The following is a 14,396-nucleotide window of genomic DNA, read 5'->3' as shown; positions in this document are numbered from 1 at the left end:
TCCTCGGGGGTGCTGCTGCGTCCAGCTCGCGCGGGGCGCGTGGACAGTCTGCCCCGTGCCCCGCTCCCTCCAGCGACCCCCTCGAGTTCGGTGAGGCTATCCTCGCCCCCGTGACCGCTCGTCTCGACCGTCGTCTGTTCCTCGGGGCCGGGGCCGGTCTCCTGCTCGCCGGGTGCTCCGGCACGTCCACCGGGGGCACCCCCGCCCCCGCGACGTCCAGCGCCCCGACGACCGCGAGCGCCTGGGTGACGCCCCGGGAGCTGCCGGCCGGCTGGGGCAGCGGCCAGGACGACGGCGTCTTCCCGCGGACGGTGGTGCACGCCGCGGGCTCGACGAGGGTCCCCGCGCCTCCCGCGCGGGTGGTCGTCGTCTCGACGGGGCAGATGGACGCGGCCCTGACCCTCGGCGTCGTCCCGGTGGGGGCGACCGCGGGCGAGGGGGCGGGTCGCGTCCCGGACTACCTGCGCGAGCGGTTCCCCGGCGACGCCGCCGCCCTGGACGCCGTCGCCGACCTCGGGACCCGCTCCCAGCCGAACCTGGAGGCCGTCGCGGCCCTCGCCCCGGACCTCGTGCTCGTCAACGCCACCGCGAAGGACGGTGACGTCCTCGGTGCGCTGCAGGCGATCGCGCCGACCGTCGTCACCCAGGGCACCGGTCTGCGCTGGAAGCAGGACCTGCTGCTGCTGGCCGACGGCCTCGGGCTGCGGCAGCGCGCGCAGGCGTGGCTGGACGAGCACCACGCGCGCGCGGCGGCGCTGGCGCCCAGCCCCTCCCCCACGGTGTCCTTCCTGCGCCGCAACGGCGACCGCGTCCGCGTCTTCGGCGTCGCCTCGTTCAGCGGGTCGGTCGCCGAGGACGCCGGCCTGGCCCGGCCGGCGGCCCAGAGCTTCACCGACGACACCTCCCGCGACCTCAGCCTCGAGCAGCTCGACCTCGCCGACGGCGACCGGTTGTTCTTCGGCGTGCAGGGCGGCGACGCCGCCGAGCTCACGTCGCTGCCCACGTGGGACGACCTCGGCGCCGTCCGGGCGGGCCGGGCCGTCCAGGTCGACGACGACGCGTTCTTCCTCAACACCGGGCCGACGGCCGCGCGGGTCGTCCTGGAGGAGCTGGAACGCGCCCTCGGCTGAGGGTCACAGCAGCTGCGCGCGCAGCCGGTCGACGAGGTCGGGGGCGCCGCCGTGGGCGAGGGCCCACCCCTGCGTGCCCCCGTCGTGGGCGTCCCACACGTCGAGCACCGCGGCGAGCGTCTCGGCCGGGGCCGTGAAGTACTCGGCCGGCAGCGTCGACAGGTCCGCCCCCGGGGGCAGCGGCGAGGTGGCGAGCAGGCGCCGCACCACGTCGGGCATCGCGGCGGTGGTCAGGGCGAAGTCCGCGAGCACGGCCTCGCGGGAGACCCCCACGAGGCGCAGGACGAGGGCGACGACGAGACCGGTGCGGTCCTTGCCCGCGGCGCAGTGCACGAGGACCGGGGCGGGCGAGGTCGCGACGAGCTCCACGGCCCGCAGCAGGCCCGTCCCCGGTTCCAGCATCGCCAGGTACACCTCGACGAGCGTCCGGCGCCGCTGCTCCAGGGCTGCCGGGTCCCCCGCGTGGTCCAGCAGCGGGACGGAGTGCACCTGCGTGCCGGGCAGCCGCAAGGGGTGGCCGGCCCCGGGCACCTCGGCCGCCGAGCGCAGGTCCACGACGGTGGCGGGCGGCCAGGCGTCGACCTCCCGCGGCGTCCCGTCGCCGGCGTGGGGCTGGGCGCTGCGCCACAGGACGCCGGGCCGCAGCCGCGGATCGGTGTGGGCGACGTCGCGCAGGTTCGCCACCTGGTCCAGGGGTTCGTCGCTCACCGGGTCCGCCCCTCGGCCAGGGTCCGGACGAACCCGGCGAGGAACCGCGCCCGGTCCACCTCCACGACCGCTGTCGCGGGGCGCAGCGCGATCTCCTGCGGCAGCGCGGCCGGTGTCCCGTCGGGCAGTTCCAGCAGCCGGGCGCGCGTCGCGAACCCGTTCGTCGTCACCGCGGCCGGGGCGCTGACCCGCCGCAGGACGAGGGAGGGGTCGGCGACGACGGCCGCGGCCAGCGGGTCGTGCACGGGCGCGACGTCGCGGCCCCACTCGTGGACGTAGAACCGGTGGTAGGCGTCCAGGACGTCGGCGGCGAAGGTGCCCCAGGCGGTCCCGGCGTGCCGCAGCGAGGACGTCATGGCCTCGTCGAGGACGACCGTCCCGGTGACGTCGACGCCGACCATGGTCACGGTGTCGTCGGCGGGGCGGTCGGCGGCGAAGACCTCGTGCGCGGCGTCGGGGTCGTTCTGGACGTTCGCGTCGACCATGAGCGAACGTCCCAGCGGCTGGTACGGGCCGGAGCCGCCCATGAGCGTCAGGGACCGCACCTTGAACAGGAACCGCGGGTCCAGCCGCAGGGCGAGGGCGATGTTCGTGAGCGGCCCGAGCGCGAGGACGTCGTAGCGGCCGGGCTCGGCGTCCGCGAGCGCCACGAGGCGTTCGGCCGCGGAGTCGGGGGTGGTCCGCGGGTCGGGCCGGTCCAGGCCGAGGTCACCGAGCCCGTCGCTGCCGTGGACGTAGCCGGCGATGTGGGCCTGGCCCACGAGGGGGCCGGCCGCCCCGCGCGTCAGGGGCACGTCGTCCAGGCCGGCCAGCCGCAGGACGTGCGCGGCGTTGCGCAGGGAGTCCTCCACGACGCAGTTGCCGTAGACGGTGGTGACGGCGGCGACGTCGGCGTGCGGGGAGCCGGCGAGCAGGAGCAGGGCGAGGGCGTCGTCGAGGCCGGTGTCGGTGTCCACGACCACCTGGCGGCGGGGGGTGTCGGTCACGGGCCCCACCCTAGGGACCGTCCGGTGGCGACCGGCCGGGCGTGCCGACAGGCTGTGCCGCATGAGGTACCGGGACGACGCCAGCCTGGACGCGAGCGGCGTGGAGGACCGCCGGCGCGGCGGGGGCGGGCGGACCGTCGCGATCGGCGGCGGGGGGCTCGGGCTCGTGGGGGTCCTCGTCCTCGTGCTGTTCCAGGTCCTCGGCGGCAGCGACCCGACGCAGCAGGCCGGGTCGAGCCTCGACCAGCTCGGTGCGGGCCAGACGATCGACGACGGCCAGCTCGCTCAGGAGTGCCGCACGGGGGCCGACGCGAACGCCCGGCGCGAGTGCGCCGTCGTCGCCGACATCGAGTCGATCCAGGACTACTGGGGCGGCGTCCTCGGCGACGGGTACGTCCCCACGCGGACGGTCTACTTCTCCGGGGCGACGCGGACCGGGTGCGGCGCGGCCTCGTCGGGGACCGGACCGTTCTACTGCCCGGCCGACGAGCGGGTCTACCTGGACCTGTCGTTCTTCGAGGAGCTGCGGGAACGGTTCGGGGCGCAGGGCGGCACGTTCGTCGACGCCTACGTCGTCGCCCACGAGTACGGCCACCACGTCCAGCACCTGCTCGGGACGACCGACCGGGTCCAGCCCGGCGAGACGGGCCCGACGAGCGGCAGCGTGCGGCTGGAGCTGCAGGCCGACTGCTACGCGGGCGCGTGGGCGAACCACGCGACGACGGTGCCGGACGACTCCGGAGCCCCGCTCATCGCCGAGCTCACCCAGGACGACGTCGACCGCGCCCTGGACGACGCGGCCCGCATCGGCGACGACTTCATCCAGACCACCCTCGGGGACGGCAGCGCGGACCCCGCCAGCTACTCGCACGGGACGTCGCAGCAGCGCCAGCGCTGGTTCACGCAGGGTTTGCGGACGGGTGACCCGCGCCAGTGCGACACGTTCGCGACCCAGTCCCTCTAACCCAGTCCCTCTAGCCCAGTCCCTCTAGAGACCCCCGGACGCGAGGAGGGGGCCGTCGCCCGCGGCGAACGGCCCCCTCCCGGGGAGTCCTCAGCCCAGGCGGGCGGCGAGGTTCTCGTCGAGCGTGCCGAGGAACTCCTCGGTGGTCTGCCAGGCCTGGTCCGGCCCGACGAGCAGCGCGAGGTCCTTCGTCATCTTGCCGCTCTCGACGGTCTTGATGACGACGTCCTCGAGGGTCTCGGCGAAACCGGTGACCTCGGGGGTGGAGTCCAGCTTGCCGCGGTGGGCCAGGCCCCGGGTCCACGCGTAGATCGACGCGATGGGGTTCGTCGAGGTCGGCTTGCCCTGCTGGTGCTGGCGGTAGTGGCGGGTCACGGTGCCGTGCGCGGCCTCCGCCTCGACGACCGAGCCGTCCGGGGTGGACAGCACCGACGTCATGAGCCCGAGCGAGCCGAAGCCCTGGGCGACGGTGTCGGACTGGACGTCGCCGTCGTAGTTCTTGCAGGCCCAGACGTAGCCGCCCTCCCACTTCAGGGACGCCGCGACCATGTCGTCGATGAGGCGGTGCTCGTACGTGATCCCGGCCTGTGCGAACTTGTCCTTGAACTCGTTCTGGAACACCTCTTCGAAGATGTCCTTGAACCGGCCGTCGTAGGCCTTCAGGATCGTGTTCTTCGTCGACAGGTACACCGGGTAGTTCCGCGCCAGGCCGTAGTTCAGCGACGCGCGGGCGAAGTCGACGATGGAGCTGTCGAGGTTGTACATCGACAGCGACACACCGGCGCCGGGGGCCTGGAAGACCTCGTGCTCGATCGGCTCGCCGCCGTCCTTCGGGGTGAAGGTGACGGTCAGCGTCCCCTCGCCGGGGAACGTGAAGTCCGTCGCGCGGTACTGGTCGCCGTAGGCGTGGCGGCCGACGATGATCGGCTTCGTCCAGCCCGGCACCAGGCGCGGGATGTTGTCGATGATGATCGGCTCGCGGAAGATCACGCCGCCGAGGATGTTGCGGATCGTCCCGTTCGGGGACCGCCACATCTTCTTGAGGCCGAACTCCTCGACGCGCGCCTCGTCCGGGGTGATGGTGGCGCACTTCACGCCGACGCCGGCCTTCTGGATGGCGTGCGCCGCGTCGATCGTCACCTGGTCGTCGGTGGCGTCGCGGTGCTCGACGCCCAGGTCGTAGTACTCCAGGTCGACGTCGAGGTACGGGTGGATCAGGCGGTCCTTGATGAACTGCCAGATGATCCGGGTCATCTCGTCGCCGTCGAGCTCGACGACCGGACCCTGAACCTTGATCTTGGCCACTGTGCTGTCCCCTCCGACTCCACTGACGGCTCTCTCTCGACGTCAAGCTACCGCTCCCGCCTCCTCGCGCCGTCACCGCGGGGGTCGCGGCGTCCCGTACGCTGCGGCCCCGTGAGCAGTCCCGAGACGTCTCAGCAGCTCGACCCCCGGCCCGACCCCCGGTCCACCGCGGGCCAGCTCGCGGGGCTGCACGCCCGGGCCGACGGGGCCGTCCGGGCCGCCGACGAGCGCGCCGCCGCCAAGCAGCACCCGCGCGGGAAGAAGACGGCCCGCGAGCGCATCGCGGCCCTCGTCGACGAGGACTCCTTCGTCGAGCGCGGCGGCCTGGTCCGCAGCCGCGCCACCGCCTTCGGGATGGCCGCCAAGCACGTCGACGGTGACGGCGTCGTCACCGGCTACGCCACGGTGGACGGGCGCCCGGTGTGCGTGTACGCCCAGGACTTCACGGCCTTCGGCGGTTCCCTCGGCGAGGAGCACGGCGCCAAGATCGCCGAGCTGCAGGACTTCGCGGCCACCACGGGCTGCCCGGTCGTCGGCATCAACGACGGCGGCGGCGCGCGCATCCAGGAGGGCGTCGCCTCCCTGGTGCAGTACGCGCGCATCTTCCGCCGCAACGTGCACGCCTCCGGCGTCGTCCCGCAGATCTCCCTGATCCTGGGCCCCTCGGCCGGCGGGGCGGTCTACTCCCCCGCCCTGACCGACATCACGGTCATGGTCGAGGAGACCTCGCACATGTTCGTCACGGGCCCGGACGTCATCCGGACCGTCACCGGCGAGGACGTCGGCTTCGAGGAGCTCGGCGGCGGGCGCACCCACGCCACCCGTTCCGGCGTGGCGCACCACCTCGCCGAGAGCGAGGACGACGCCATCGAGTACGTCCGCGAGCTGCTGTCGTTCCTGCCCTCGAACAACCTGTCCGAGGCGCCCCTGCTGCCGCCGGAGGACGAGCGCGACCTGCTCGTCGACGAGGACGACCTGGTGCTCGACACCATCGTCCCGGACTCGGCGAACCAGCCCTACGACATGGCCGCCGTGATCGGCGCCGTCCTGGACGACGAGGTGTTCCTGCAGGTCCACGAGCTGTTCGCCCCCAACGTCCTGACGGGTTTCGGCCGCGTCGAGGGCCGCCCCGTGGGGGTCGTGGCGAACCAGCCGCAGCAGCTGGCCGGGACCCTCGACATCGACGCCTCCGAGAAGGCGGCCCGCTTCGTCCGCCTCTGCGACGCCTTCAACGTCCCGGTCCTCACGTTCGTCGACGTGCCGGGGTTCCTGCCCGGCACCGACCAGGAGTGGAACGGCATCATCCGGCGCGGGGCGAAACTGCTCTACGCCTACGCCGAGGCCACCGTCCCGCTCGTCACGGTCATCACGCGCAAGGCCTACGGCGGGGCCTACATCGTCATGGGCAGCAAGGAGATGGGTGCCGACGTGTGCCTGGCCTGGCCGAGCGCGCAGATCGCCGTCATGGGGGCCCAGGGCGCGGTGAACATCTTGCAGCGCAACGCCTTGAAGGCCGCTGCGGAGAACGGCGAGGACGTCGAGGCCACCCGGCGCGACCTCGTCGACGACTACGAGCTGCAGCTCGCGAACCCCTACGTCGCGGCCGAGCGCGGGTTCGTGGACGCCGTCATCGCCCCCAGCCAGACGCGCGTGCAGGTGGCGCGCGCGCTGCGGGCGCTGGCCACGAAGCGGGCCACGCTGCCCGCCAAGAAGCACGGGAACATCCCGCTGTGAGCACCGGGGACGAGGCCGCGGTCGGGCACCTGCTGAGGTCGCTGCGCATCGAGCGGGGCAACCCCGCCCCGGAGGAGCTGGCCGCCCTGACGGTCGTCCTGACCTCCCGGCTGCGCGAGCGCGCCCCGCAGGTGGCGGACGTGCCGGCGCCGCGGTCGCGGTGGGCGGACCGGCGGCACGCGCTCGGCCTGCCCCCCGCCCCCGGGCAGGGGTCCTGGCGCGCGAGCGCCCTGCCCCGCTGAGGCTCCCCCCGCGGCGCGTCGGCGGGACCGTGTCGCCGGGCTCGCCTACGGTCGAGGACGTGACGCGCAGCCGGGGCTCCTCGTGGTGACCGACCGCCCCGCGGACGCGGTCCGCGTCGTCCACGCCGCGGACGTGCACCTGGACTCCCCGTTGCGCGGGCTGCGCCGGCTCGGTGACGACGCCGTCGCCGACACCCTGCGCGCCGCCACCCGCGGGGCGCTGGAGGCCCTGGTCGCCCTGTGCGAGACGCAGCGGGCCGACGCGCTGGTGCTGGCCGGGGACCTCTACGACGGCACCTGGCACGACTACGCCACCGGCCGGTTCTTCACCCGGCAGGTGCAGCGCCTGGCCGACTCGGGGATCGCGGTGTTCATCGTGTCGGGCAACCACGACGCGGAGAGCCAGATCACCCACTCCCTCACCCTCCCGCCGAACGCGCACCGGTTCGGGGTGGACTCCCCCGGCACCGTGGTGGACGAGGACCTGGGGCTGGCCGTGCACGGCCAGGGGTACCGGACCCGGGCGGTGTCCTCCAACCTCGCCGCCGGCTACCCCCGCCGCGTACCGGGCGTGGTCAACGTCGGTCTGCTGCACGCCACCGTCGACGGCAGCCGCAGCGGCGGCGAGCACGAGCGGTACGCGCCCTGCTCGATCGACGACCTGACCGCGCTGGGGTACGAGTACGTCGCCCTCGGGCACGTGCACGCGCGCGAGGTCCTGGCCACCGGCGCGACGACGGTCGCCTACTCGGGCAACCTGCAGGGCCGGCACCCCCGGGAGACCGGGGCCAAGGGCGCCTACGTCGTCGACCTCGTGCCCGGCGAGCAGGCCCGGCTGACCTTCCACGCCCTGGACGTGGCCCGCTGGGAGTCCCTGGACGTCGACGTCACCGGCGCCGTCGACGTCGCCGAGGTGATGGGTGCGCTGCGGGACCGGATGCTGCGCACGCGCCGCGACGCCGGGGACCGCCCCCTCGTGGTCCGGGCGGTGCTGTCCGGTCCGACGGCCGCGGCGGCCGACCTGGCCGACGCCGAACGCCTGCGCCAGGAGGCCGAGCAGGCGGCCGAGGCCGCCGGCGTCGTCCTCGAGAGGGTCCGGTCGCACGCCCGGCTCCCGAGCGCGGGGGGCGAGGACGACCCGGAGCTGGTCGCGGCGGTCCGGGCGGCCGCCGACGCCCTGGCCCGGGACCCGGCGCTGACCCAGGCGCTGCGGGGGGTGCGCGGGGAGGTCGGGCGGCTGCTGTCCGACGCCGGGCTGCTCGACCTGGGCGACCCCCGGACGGTGGGCGCGCTCGCGCGCCGGGCCGCCGACGACCTCTCGACCCGGCTGGGGGGCCGCTGATGCTGCGCGCGGTGACCCTCGCGCCCTACGGCGCCTTCGAGAGCGCGGCGGTCGAGCTCGGGGAGGGCCTGACCGTCGTCCTCGGGCCCAACGAGTCGGGCAAGTCGACCCTGCTGGCCGCCGTCGGCGACCTGCTGTGGGGTTTCGAGAGGAGCCCGCGCTACGCCTTCGTCCACGCCCGGGCCCGCCTGCGGGTGGGGGCCCGGTGGCAGCCCGGCCCCGGCGGTTCCGGCGGGCACGAGCTGGTCCGCTCCTCCCGGGGCCTGCTGCGCGACGACGAGCCGGTCCCCGCCCCGTGGGCCCAGGACGGCTGGGACCGGGCGGCCTGGACGAGCCGGCTGGGCCTGGACCACGAGCAGCTGCGCGCCGGTGGGCGCCGGGTCCTGCGGGGGGAGGGCGACCTCGCCGGCCTCGTCTTCAGCGCCCACCACGGCAGCGGGGCGCAGGACCTGCTCGCCGCCCTGGAGGCCGAGGCCGAACGCCTGTGGCGCCCGCGGGGGCGCTCGGCGGTCAAGGACGGCGTCGCGGACGTCCGGGCGCTCGACGAGCAGCTGGCGGGCACCGCGACCCGCGCCGGGCTGGTGGAGGCGGCCCGGGCCGCCGCCGGGACCGCGCGGGAGGAGGCCGAGCGCGCCCAGGCGCGGCTGCGGACCGTGCGCGCCCGGCACGAGGAGGCGACGCTGCGCCTGCGGCTGGCGCCCCGGGCCCGGGCCCTGCTGCGCACCCGCGAGCAGGTCGCGGCCGCCACCGCGGACCTCACCGGGCTCGGCGGGGTCCTCGGACCGGCCGACGTGGCCGACCACGACGCGGCGGCCGCCGAGCTGGCCGCGGCCGCGAGCGCCGTCGACGAGCTGACCGAGCGCGCCGCGGTCCTGGCGGACAGCCGCGCGCGCTGCACGGTCGAGGCCGACGTCCTGGCGGCCGGGGCGCGGATCGACGCGCTCACCGGGGCTCGCCAGGCCCGGGCGCAGGACGCCGCCGAGGCGCTGCGGGCGCGCGCGAGCGCCGACGAGTCCTGGCACACCGCCCGGCAGGCGCTGGCCGCCCTGGGCCCGGTGCCCGAGGGACCGGCCGCCGAGGTCGTCCCCGACCTGCTCTCCCGCTGGCACGTCCCCGCCGACCGGGCCGCCGACCTGTCCGAGCTGGCCGCGGCGCACACCGAGGTGGCTGCCGAGGCCGCGCGCGCGGCCTCGGAGCTCGACCGGGCCCGGGAGGCCACGGCGGGTCGTGACCCCCTGCAGGAGATCGCGGACGAGGACGTCGCGGCCCTGCGGGCGGTGGTGGCCGCCGCCGGCCGGGACGGGTCCGCGGCCCGGGAGCGGCGCGCCACCCTGGCCGCGCGCGACGAGCGGTGGGCGGCTGCCCGCGCGGAGGCCGTGGCGGCCGGGGCGCTCGACCCCGACGCGGCGGCCGACGAACCACCCGCCCTGGACCCCGCCACCGTCCGGGCCGCCCACGAGACCCTGGTCCGGGCCCGGGAGGAGCACGACCGCGCCGCCGCCGAGCACGACCGGTGCGCGGACGCGGCGCGGACGAGCTCGGACGAGCTCGGGCAGGCTCAGGAGGGCACCGGCGGCGCGGACGAGGAGGCGCTGCGCGCCGCCCGCGCGGTCCGGGACGAGCTGCTGGAACCGCTGCGCGAGAACGGTGTCCACGTCGACGGCCCCGCTGCGCTGGCCGCGGTGGCCCGCGCCGACGCCGCCGCCGACGCACTGCTCGACCACGCCGAGGCCACCGCCCGGCTGCGGGAACTGCGCCGGGCCGCCGACCGGGCCGCCGAGGCGGCCGCGACCGCCGGCGAGCGGGCGCGGAGCACCGCGACCGCGGCCGAGGCGGTGCAGGAGGCGTACGCCGCGGCCTTCACCGCGGCCGGCCTGCGGGTTCCCGACGGCGCCCCCGCGCCGGCGCTGGCGGCCCTGGGCCGGCTGGACGCCGAACGCGCCGCGGTCGGGATCCACGACCGGCGGGCCCGCGAGCTGAGCACGCAGGTGCAGGCCCAGCTCGACGCCCTCACGGTGGTGCTGTCCCGGTGCGCCGGGAGCACCGACGCGCAGGCCGTCGCCCCGGCCGACCCGCAGGCCGGTCTCGACGTGGGGCTGGAGACCGCCCGCGCCCTCATCGCCACCGCCGAGGCCGCCGCCGTGCAGCGCGCCCTGGACGCCGAGCACGACCGGGCCGCGCAGCTCGCCGCGCACCGCTGCGAGGACCTGCGACGAGGCGCCGCCCGGGCCGAGGAGGCCTTCCGGGCGGCGGTCGCGGCCGCCGGTCTGCCCGCCGACCTCGGGCCCGCCGGGTGGGCCGAACGCGCCCGGGTCCTGCGGACCGCGGCCGACGCCGCCGCGGTCGCCCGCCGCGAGCAGGACCGCGCCCGGGAGCGGGAGGACCGGGTGGCGGCCCACGCCCGCGAGGTCGCCGACCTCACCGCACGGCTGGGGGACGCCGGCCGGACCGGACGTCCCGACCAGGTCGAGGTGGCCCTGGCGGCGGTGCAGGACCGCTTGGGCCGCAGCCGCGCCGACGAGCGGACCGCGACCGACCTGGACCGGCAGGCGCAGGAGGTGGCGGACGCCGCCGCGGCCGGACGCGCCCGCGGCGAGCGCGCCGAGGCGAGGCTGACCGCCCTGGCGACCGGGGGGGAGGACCTGACCGCCCTGGCCGGGCGCGCCCGCCGGAGCCGGGACCTGCTGGACCTGCAGGACCGCGAACGCGACGAGACCGCCGCCCTCGACGCCGAGGTGGGCCTCGCCGGGGACGTGCCGGCGCTGCTGGAGCAGACCGGTGGGCGCTCCGACGCCGACCTGCGGACCGACGAGGAGGCGGCGGCGCTGGCCGACGAGGAGGCCCACGAGGTCTGGGCCCGGGCCCACCAGGACCTCGCCCGGGCCGAGGTGGAGGTGGAACGGCTGACCTCCGGCGTCGACGCGAACGTGCTGGCCGCCCAGCGCGCGGAGGCGCTGGCCGGGTTGCAGGCCGACACCGAGCGCTACGTCGTGGTGGACGTGCAGCGCACGGTCCTGCGTCGCCAGCTCGAGGAATTCTCGGCCGCCCGCGCCAACCCGCTGCTGGCCGAGGCCGGTGAGGTGCTGACGCTCCTGACCGGGGGGCGCTGGACCGGTCTGGTGGCCCTCGACGACGGCGGGGACCGGCGCCTGGCGGTGCGCCGGGCCGACGGGGAACTCCTCGACGGGGCCGGCGGGCTCAGCGAGGGGACCGCGGACCAGGTCTTCCTGGCGTTGCGACTGGCGGCGGTGGCCGCCCAGCACCGCGACCTCGTCGCCTCGGGCCAGGGCCCGCTGCCCGTGGTGCTGGACGACGTGCTGATGACCTTCGACGAGGTCCGCACCCGCGCCGCGCTGGAGGCGCTGGCCGAGCTCGCCCGTGACGTGCAGGTGGTGCTGCTGACCCACCACGCCGACGTGGCCGCGCAGGCGGCGGAACTGGCCGGGGAGCTGGCCGGGACGGGGGCGGCGGTGACCGTGACCCGGCTGCCCGACCCGTCGGCGCTCCCGGACCCCGGGACCCCACCCGCCCGGGGCGCCGATCGGCGGGGACGCAGCGGTGTCGACCCGCAACTGGTGCGGGCGTGGGCGCGGGAGGAGGGGCGCGCCGTCGCCGACCGGGGGCGGGTGAGCGAGCAGCTGGTCCAGGAGTACCTGGCCGCTCACGACCTCGCGGCTCACGACCTCGCCGCCCACGACGGCGAGGGCACCGGGTGACACCGGTCCAGCGGGGACGGGTGGGGCTCAGAACTCCTGCAGCTGCAGCCGCATCCACGGGCTGAACGGGCCGGGCCCGGCCGCGACCTCGGCGCGCAGGTCGGTCAGGTCCACCCAGCGGTGGGCGTCGGCCTCCGCCGGGTCCAGGGCCAGCTCACCGGCGAGGCGGGCCGTGAAGACGGGGCAGATCTCGTTCTCGACCGTGCCGTCGGCCATGACCGCGCGGTACCGGAACGCCGGCAGCAGCGGCTGCACGTCGGCGACGGGCGCGCCGAGCTCCTGCACCGAGCGCCGGGCCACGGCGTCGGCGGGGTCCTCACCGGGCCCGGGGTGACCGCAGAAGGAGTTCGTCCACGCCCCCGGCCACGTCCGCTTGACCGCTGCGCGCCGGGTCAGCAGCGTGCGACCGGCCCCGTCGACGATCCAGCAGGAGAACGCGAGGTGGAGCGGGGTGCTCGTGTGGTGCACGTCGGCCTTCGGCGCCGTGCCGCAGGGCGTGCCGTCGTCGGTCAGCAGGACGACCAGTTCGACGGTGGGGTCGGCGGGGGCGAGGGTCACCCCCGCACCGTAAGCCGTTCGGCGGCGCACGGCGAGCACGCGACGCCGACACGCGCGCCGCGGCCGCGACCCCGGGCAGGAGGGTCCCCCGTGGTCCCCCGGTGGTCCGTCGCCGTCCCGCCGGCGGTCAGGACCGCGCGGGCGGGGACCACCGGGACACCCCGGCCACCCTGCCCCGGCTCAGGCCGGGACGGGCTGGGTCGCGGCGACGACGGCCTCGTCGAGCTCGGCGCCGAGCTGCAGGTCCTCACCGGCGGCCAGGCGCGCCTCGAGCTCGCGCACGCGCGGGATGACGAGCTCGCCGAACGCCTCGACCTCCTCCTTGACGTGCAGGAACCCGAGGAGCAGCAGGTCGACGCCGACGAGCCGGTACGCCAGGACGCGGCGCGCCACCTCGTCGGGGGTGCCGACGAGCCCGGTGCGGAACCCGTCGTTGTACTGCACGAGGTCGCGGAACTCGCTGTCCGCCCACATGCCCTTGCCGTCCCCGGTGGAGTTGCCCGCCTCCTGGACGGCGGCGCCGAAGCCCTCGACCTTGGTGCGGTCGGCCTTGGCGATGATCTCCTCCAGGACGGCCTCGGCCTCCTCGCGGGTGTCGCGGACGAGGGCGAAGCCGTTGAGCCCGAACCGGACGGTGCGCCCGTTCTCCGCGGCGAGGGCGGAGACCTCGCGGACGCCCTGGGCGGCCCCCGCGATCGACTTGCCGTTCATGAAGTACCAGTCGCTGACGCGGCCGGCCATGGCCTGCGCGGCGGAGGAGTTGCCGCCCTGGAAGAGCTCCGGGGTGACCGCGGGCTGCGGGCGGAACGTGATGTCGGAGGCGTTGAAGAAGTCCCCGGACTGGCTGTAGCCGTCCTCGCCCCAGACCCCGCGCAGGAGCTCGATGAACTCCTCGGACTGCTTGTAGCGGTCGTCGTGCTCGTGCCAGGTGACCCCGAGCTGTGTCGCCTCGTTCTTGAACCAGCCGGACACGATGTTCAGCGCGAGGCGGTTCTGGGTGAGTTCCTGCGCGGTCGCGGCGAACTTGGCGAGCACACCGGGGTGCCAGAAGAAGGGGTGGACGGCGGCGATCACCTTGAGCCGCTCGGTGGCCAGCAGCAGGGCCAGGGAGAACGAGGTGGACTCGTGCTGGGCGTCGGCGCCGTAGGAGGCGAGGTAGCGCACCTGGGTCAGTGCGTACTCGAAACCGACGCGTTCGGCGGCCTTGGCCACCTCGACGTTGTAGGCCGGGTCGTGGCTGGTGCGCTGCTCGATCGTCGAGACGACGAGACCGCCGGAGACGTTGGGGACCCAGTAGGCGAACTTCAGGGGCTCGTGCAGGGGCATCGCGAAACGTCCTCCATCGGTCCTGGCGGTAGCACCCCCGTGGGTTGCTGCGGCGTCGTCGAGCCAGGTCTCTCAGCCGCTCTGGATGGGTTCCCCCGCAGCGTACCCCCTCCGGCGGACCGATGCTCCCGGCTCTTTTCGGGACCGGTACGACGTTGTCCCGCAACGCATGTCGGAGACCCCTCTCCGACTCCGGACGTCCCGGAACCGCTTGACGGGGGTCTGCGGCGGCTGCCACAGTCGAGGCAGGTCATGAGCGCCAGCGTCAAGCCCCGGCTCGCTGGCCGGCAACCCTGGTTCGTCACGGGGTGCTCCGGGTGAGGACCAGGTCCGCAGGAGTTGCGGGCAAGGACGAACCAGGAGTTCCCGTGTCGAAGGACTGTCG

Annotated in this window: 11 protein-coding genes and 2 riboswitches; of the genes, 6 read left to right on the top strand and 5 right to left on the bottom strand. The window is 75.8% G+C overall.

Annotation, left to right across the window (positions count from 1 at the left end; translation table 11 throughout):
• Positions 1-110: 110 nt before the first annotated feature.
• Complete coding sequence (locus tag AB2L28_RS10905) at positions 111-1,130, top strand: ABC transporter substrate-binding protein (protein WP_370718756.1); 1,020 nt, start codon at positions 111-113, stop codon at positions 1,128-1,130.
• A gap of 3 nt (positions 1,131-1,133) precedes the next feature.
• On the opposite strand, the gene AB2L28_RS10900 is transcribed toward AB2L28_RS10905, so the two are convergent.
• Together AB2L28_RS10900 and AB2L28_RS10895 are read right to left on the bottom strand one after the other, a co-directional pair.
• Positions 1,134-1,838: a tyrosine-protein phosphatase gene (locus AB2L28_RS10900; RefSeq protein ID WP_370718755.1), complete on the bottom strand. Its 705-nt coding sequence runs from the start codon at positions 1,836-1,838 to the stop codon at positions 1,134-1,136.
• A complete protein-coding gene (locus AB2L28_RS10895; protein ID WP_370718754.1) occupies positions 1,835-2,824 on the bottom strand; it encodes a nucleoside hydrolase in 990 nt (329 codons plus the stop codon). Before AB2L28_RS10895 ends, AB2L28_RS10900 begins: the two co-directional genes overlap by 4 nt.
• Before the next feature lie 61 nt (positions 2,825-2,885).
• On the opposite strand from AB2L28_RS10895, the gene ypfJ reads away from it, so the two are divergent.
• On the top strand, positions 2,886-3,788 hold the full coding sequence (gene ypfJ, locus AB2L28_RS10890) for a KPN_02809 family neutral zinc metallopeptidase (protein WP_370718753.1): 903 nt from the start codon (positions 2,886-2,888) through the stop codon (positions 3,786-3,788).
• Between the two features lie 90 nt (positions 3,789-3,878).
• On the opposite strand, the gene AB2L28_RS10885 is transcribed toward ypfJ, so the two are convergent.
• Positions 3,879-5,093 carry an NADP-dependent isocitrate dehydrogenase gene (locus AB2L28_RS10885; RefSeq protein ID WP_370718752.1) on the bottom strand — a complete coding sequence of 405 codons (1,215 nt, stop codon included), beginning with the start codon at positions 5,091-5,093 and terminating at the stop codon, positions 3,879-3,881.
• A gap of 111 nt (positions 5,094-5,204) precedes the next feature.
• Here AB2L28_RS10885 and AB2L28_RS10880 point away from each other — a divergent pair, with 111 nt between their 5' ends.
• The 4 genes from AB2L28_RS10880 to AB2L28_RS10865 all read left to right on the top strand — a co-directional run bounded on the left by AB2L28_RS10880 (position 5,205) and on the right by AB2L28_RS10865 (position 12,127).
• Entirely contained in the window at positions 5,205-6,827 is a 1,623-nt protein-coding gene (locus AB2L28_RS10880; RefSeq protein ID WP_370718751.1) for an acyl-CoA carboxylase subunit beta, read from the top strand.
• Entirely contained in the window at positions 6,824-7,069 is a 246-nt protein-coding gene (locus AB2L28_RS10875; protein ID WP_370718750.1) for an acyl-CoA carboxylase subunit epsilon, read from the top strand. Before AB2L28_RS10880 ends, AB2L28_RS10875 begins: the two co-directional genes overlap by 4 nt.
• 85 nt (positions 7,070-7,154) lie before the next feature.
• Positions 7,155-8,411, top strand: coding sequence for a metallophosphoesterase family protein (locus AB2L28_RS10870; protein ID WP_370718749.1), 1,257 nt, complete (start codon positions 7,155-7,157; stop codon positions 8,409-8,411).
• Positions 8,412-8,422: 11 nt separating this feature from the next.
• On the top strand, positions 8,423-12,127 hold the full coding sequence (locus AB2L28_RS10865) for an AAA family ATPase (protein ID WP_370718748.1): 3,705 nt from the start codon (positions 8,423-8,425) through the stop codon (positions 12,125-12,127).
• A 27-nt stretch (positions 12,128-12,154) separates the two neighbouring features.
• On the opposite strand, the gene idi is transcribed toward AB2L28_RS10865, so the two are convergent.
• Positions 12,155-12,685, bottom strand: coding sequence for an isopentenyl-diphosphate Delta-isomerase (idi, locus tag AB2L28_RS10860; protein WP_370718747.1), 531 nt, complete (start codon positions 12,683-12,685; stop codon positions 12,155-12,157).
• Positions 12,686-12,865: 180 nt separating this feature from the next.
• Positions 12,866-14,011: a dimethylsulfone monooxygenase SfnG gene (gene sfnG / locus AB2L28_RS10855; RefSeq protein WP_370718746.1), complete on the bottom strand. Its 1,146-nt coding sequence runs from the start codon at positions 14,009-14,011 to the stop codon at positions 12,866-12,868.
• Positions 14,012-14,021: 10 nt separating this feature from the next.
• A riboswitch (SAM riboswitch) is annotated at positions 14,022-14,103 on the bottom strand.
• A gap of 156 nt (positions 14,104-14,259) precedes the next feature.
• Positions 14,260-14,369, top strand: a riboswitch (SAM riboswitch).
• The last annotated feature ends 27 nt before the right edge of the window (positions 14,370-14,396 follow it).

This window comes from Kineococcus mangrovi, from assembly GCF_041320705.1.
Classification (GTDB): domain Bacteria; phylum Actinomycetota; class Actinomycetes; order Actinomycetales; family Kineococcaceae; genus Kineococcus; species Kineococcus mangrovi.
Note: the sequence above shows the minus strand (reverse complement) of the source record. Positions and strands in the feature narration are given on the sequence as shown.

Excerpts from the sequence above, each read along its gene's own strand:
- sfnG (WP_370718746.1), bottom strand. The coding sequence starts at position 14,011 with ATGCCCCTGCACGAGCCCCTGAAGTTCGCCTACTGGGTCCCCAACGTC.
- ypfJ (WP_370718753.1), top strand. The coding sequence starts at position 2,886 with ATGAGGTACCGGGACGACGCCAGCCTGGACGCGAGCGGCGTGGAGGAC.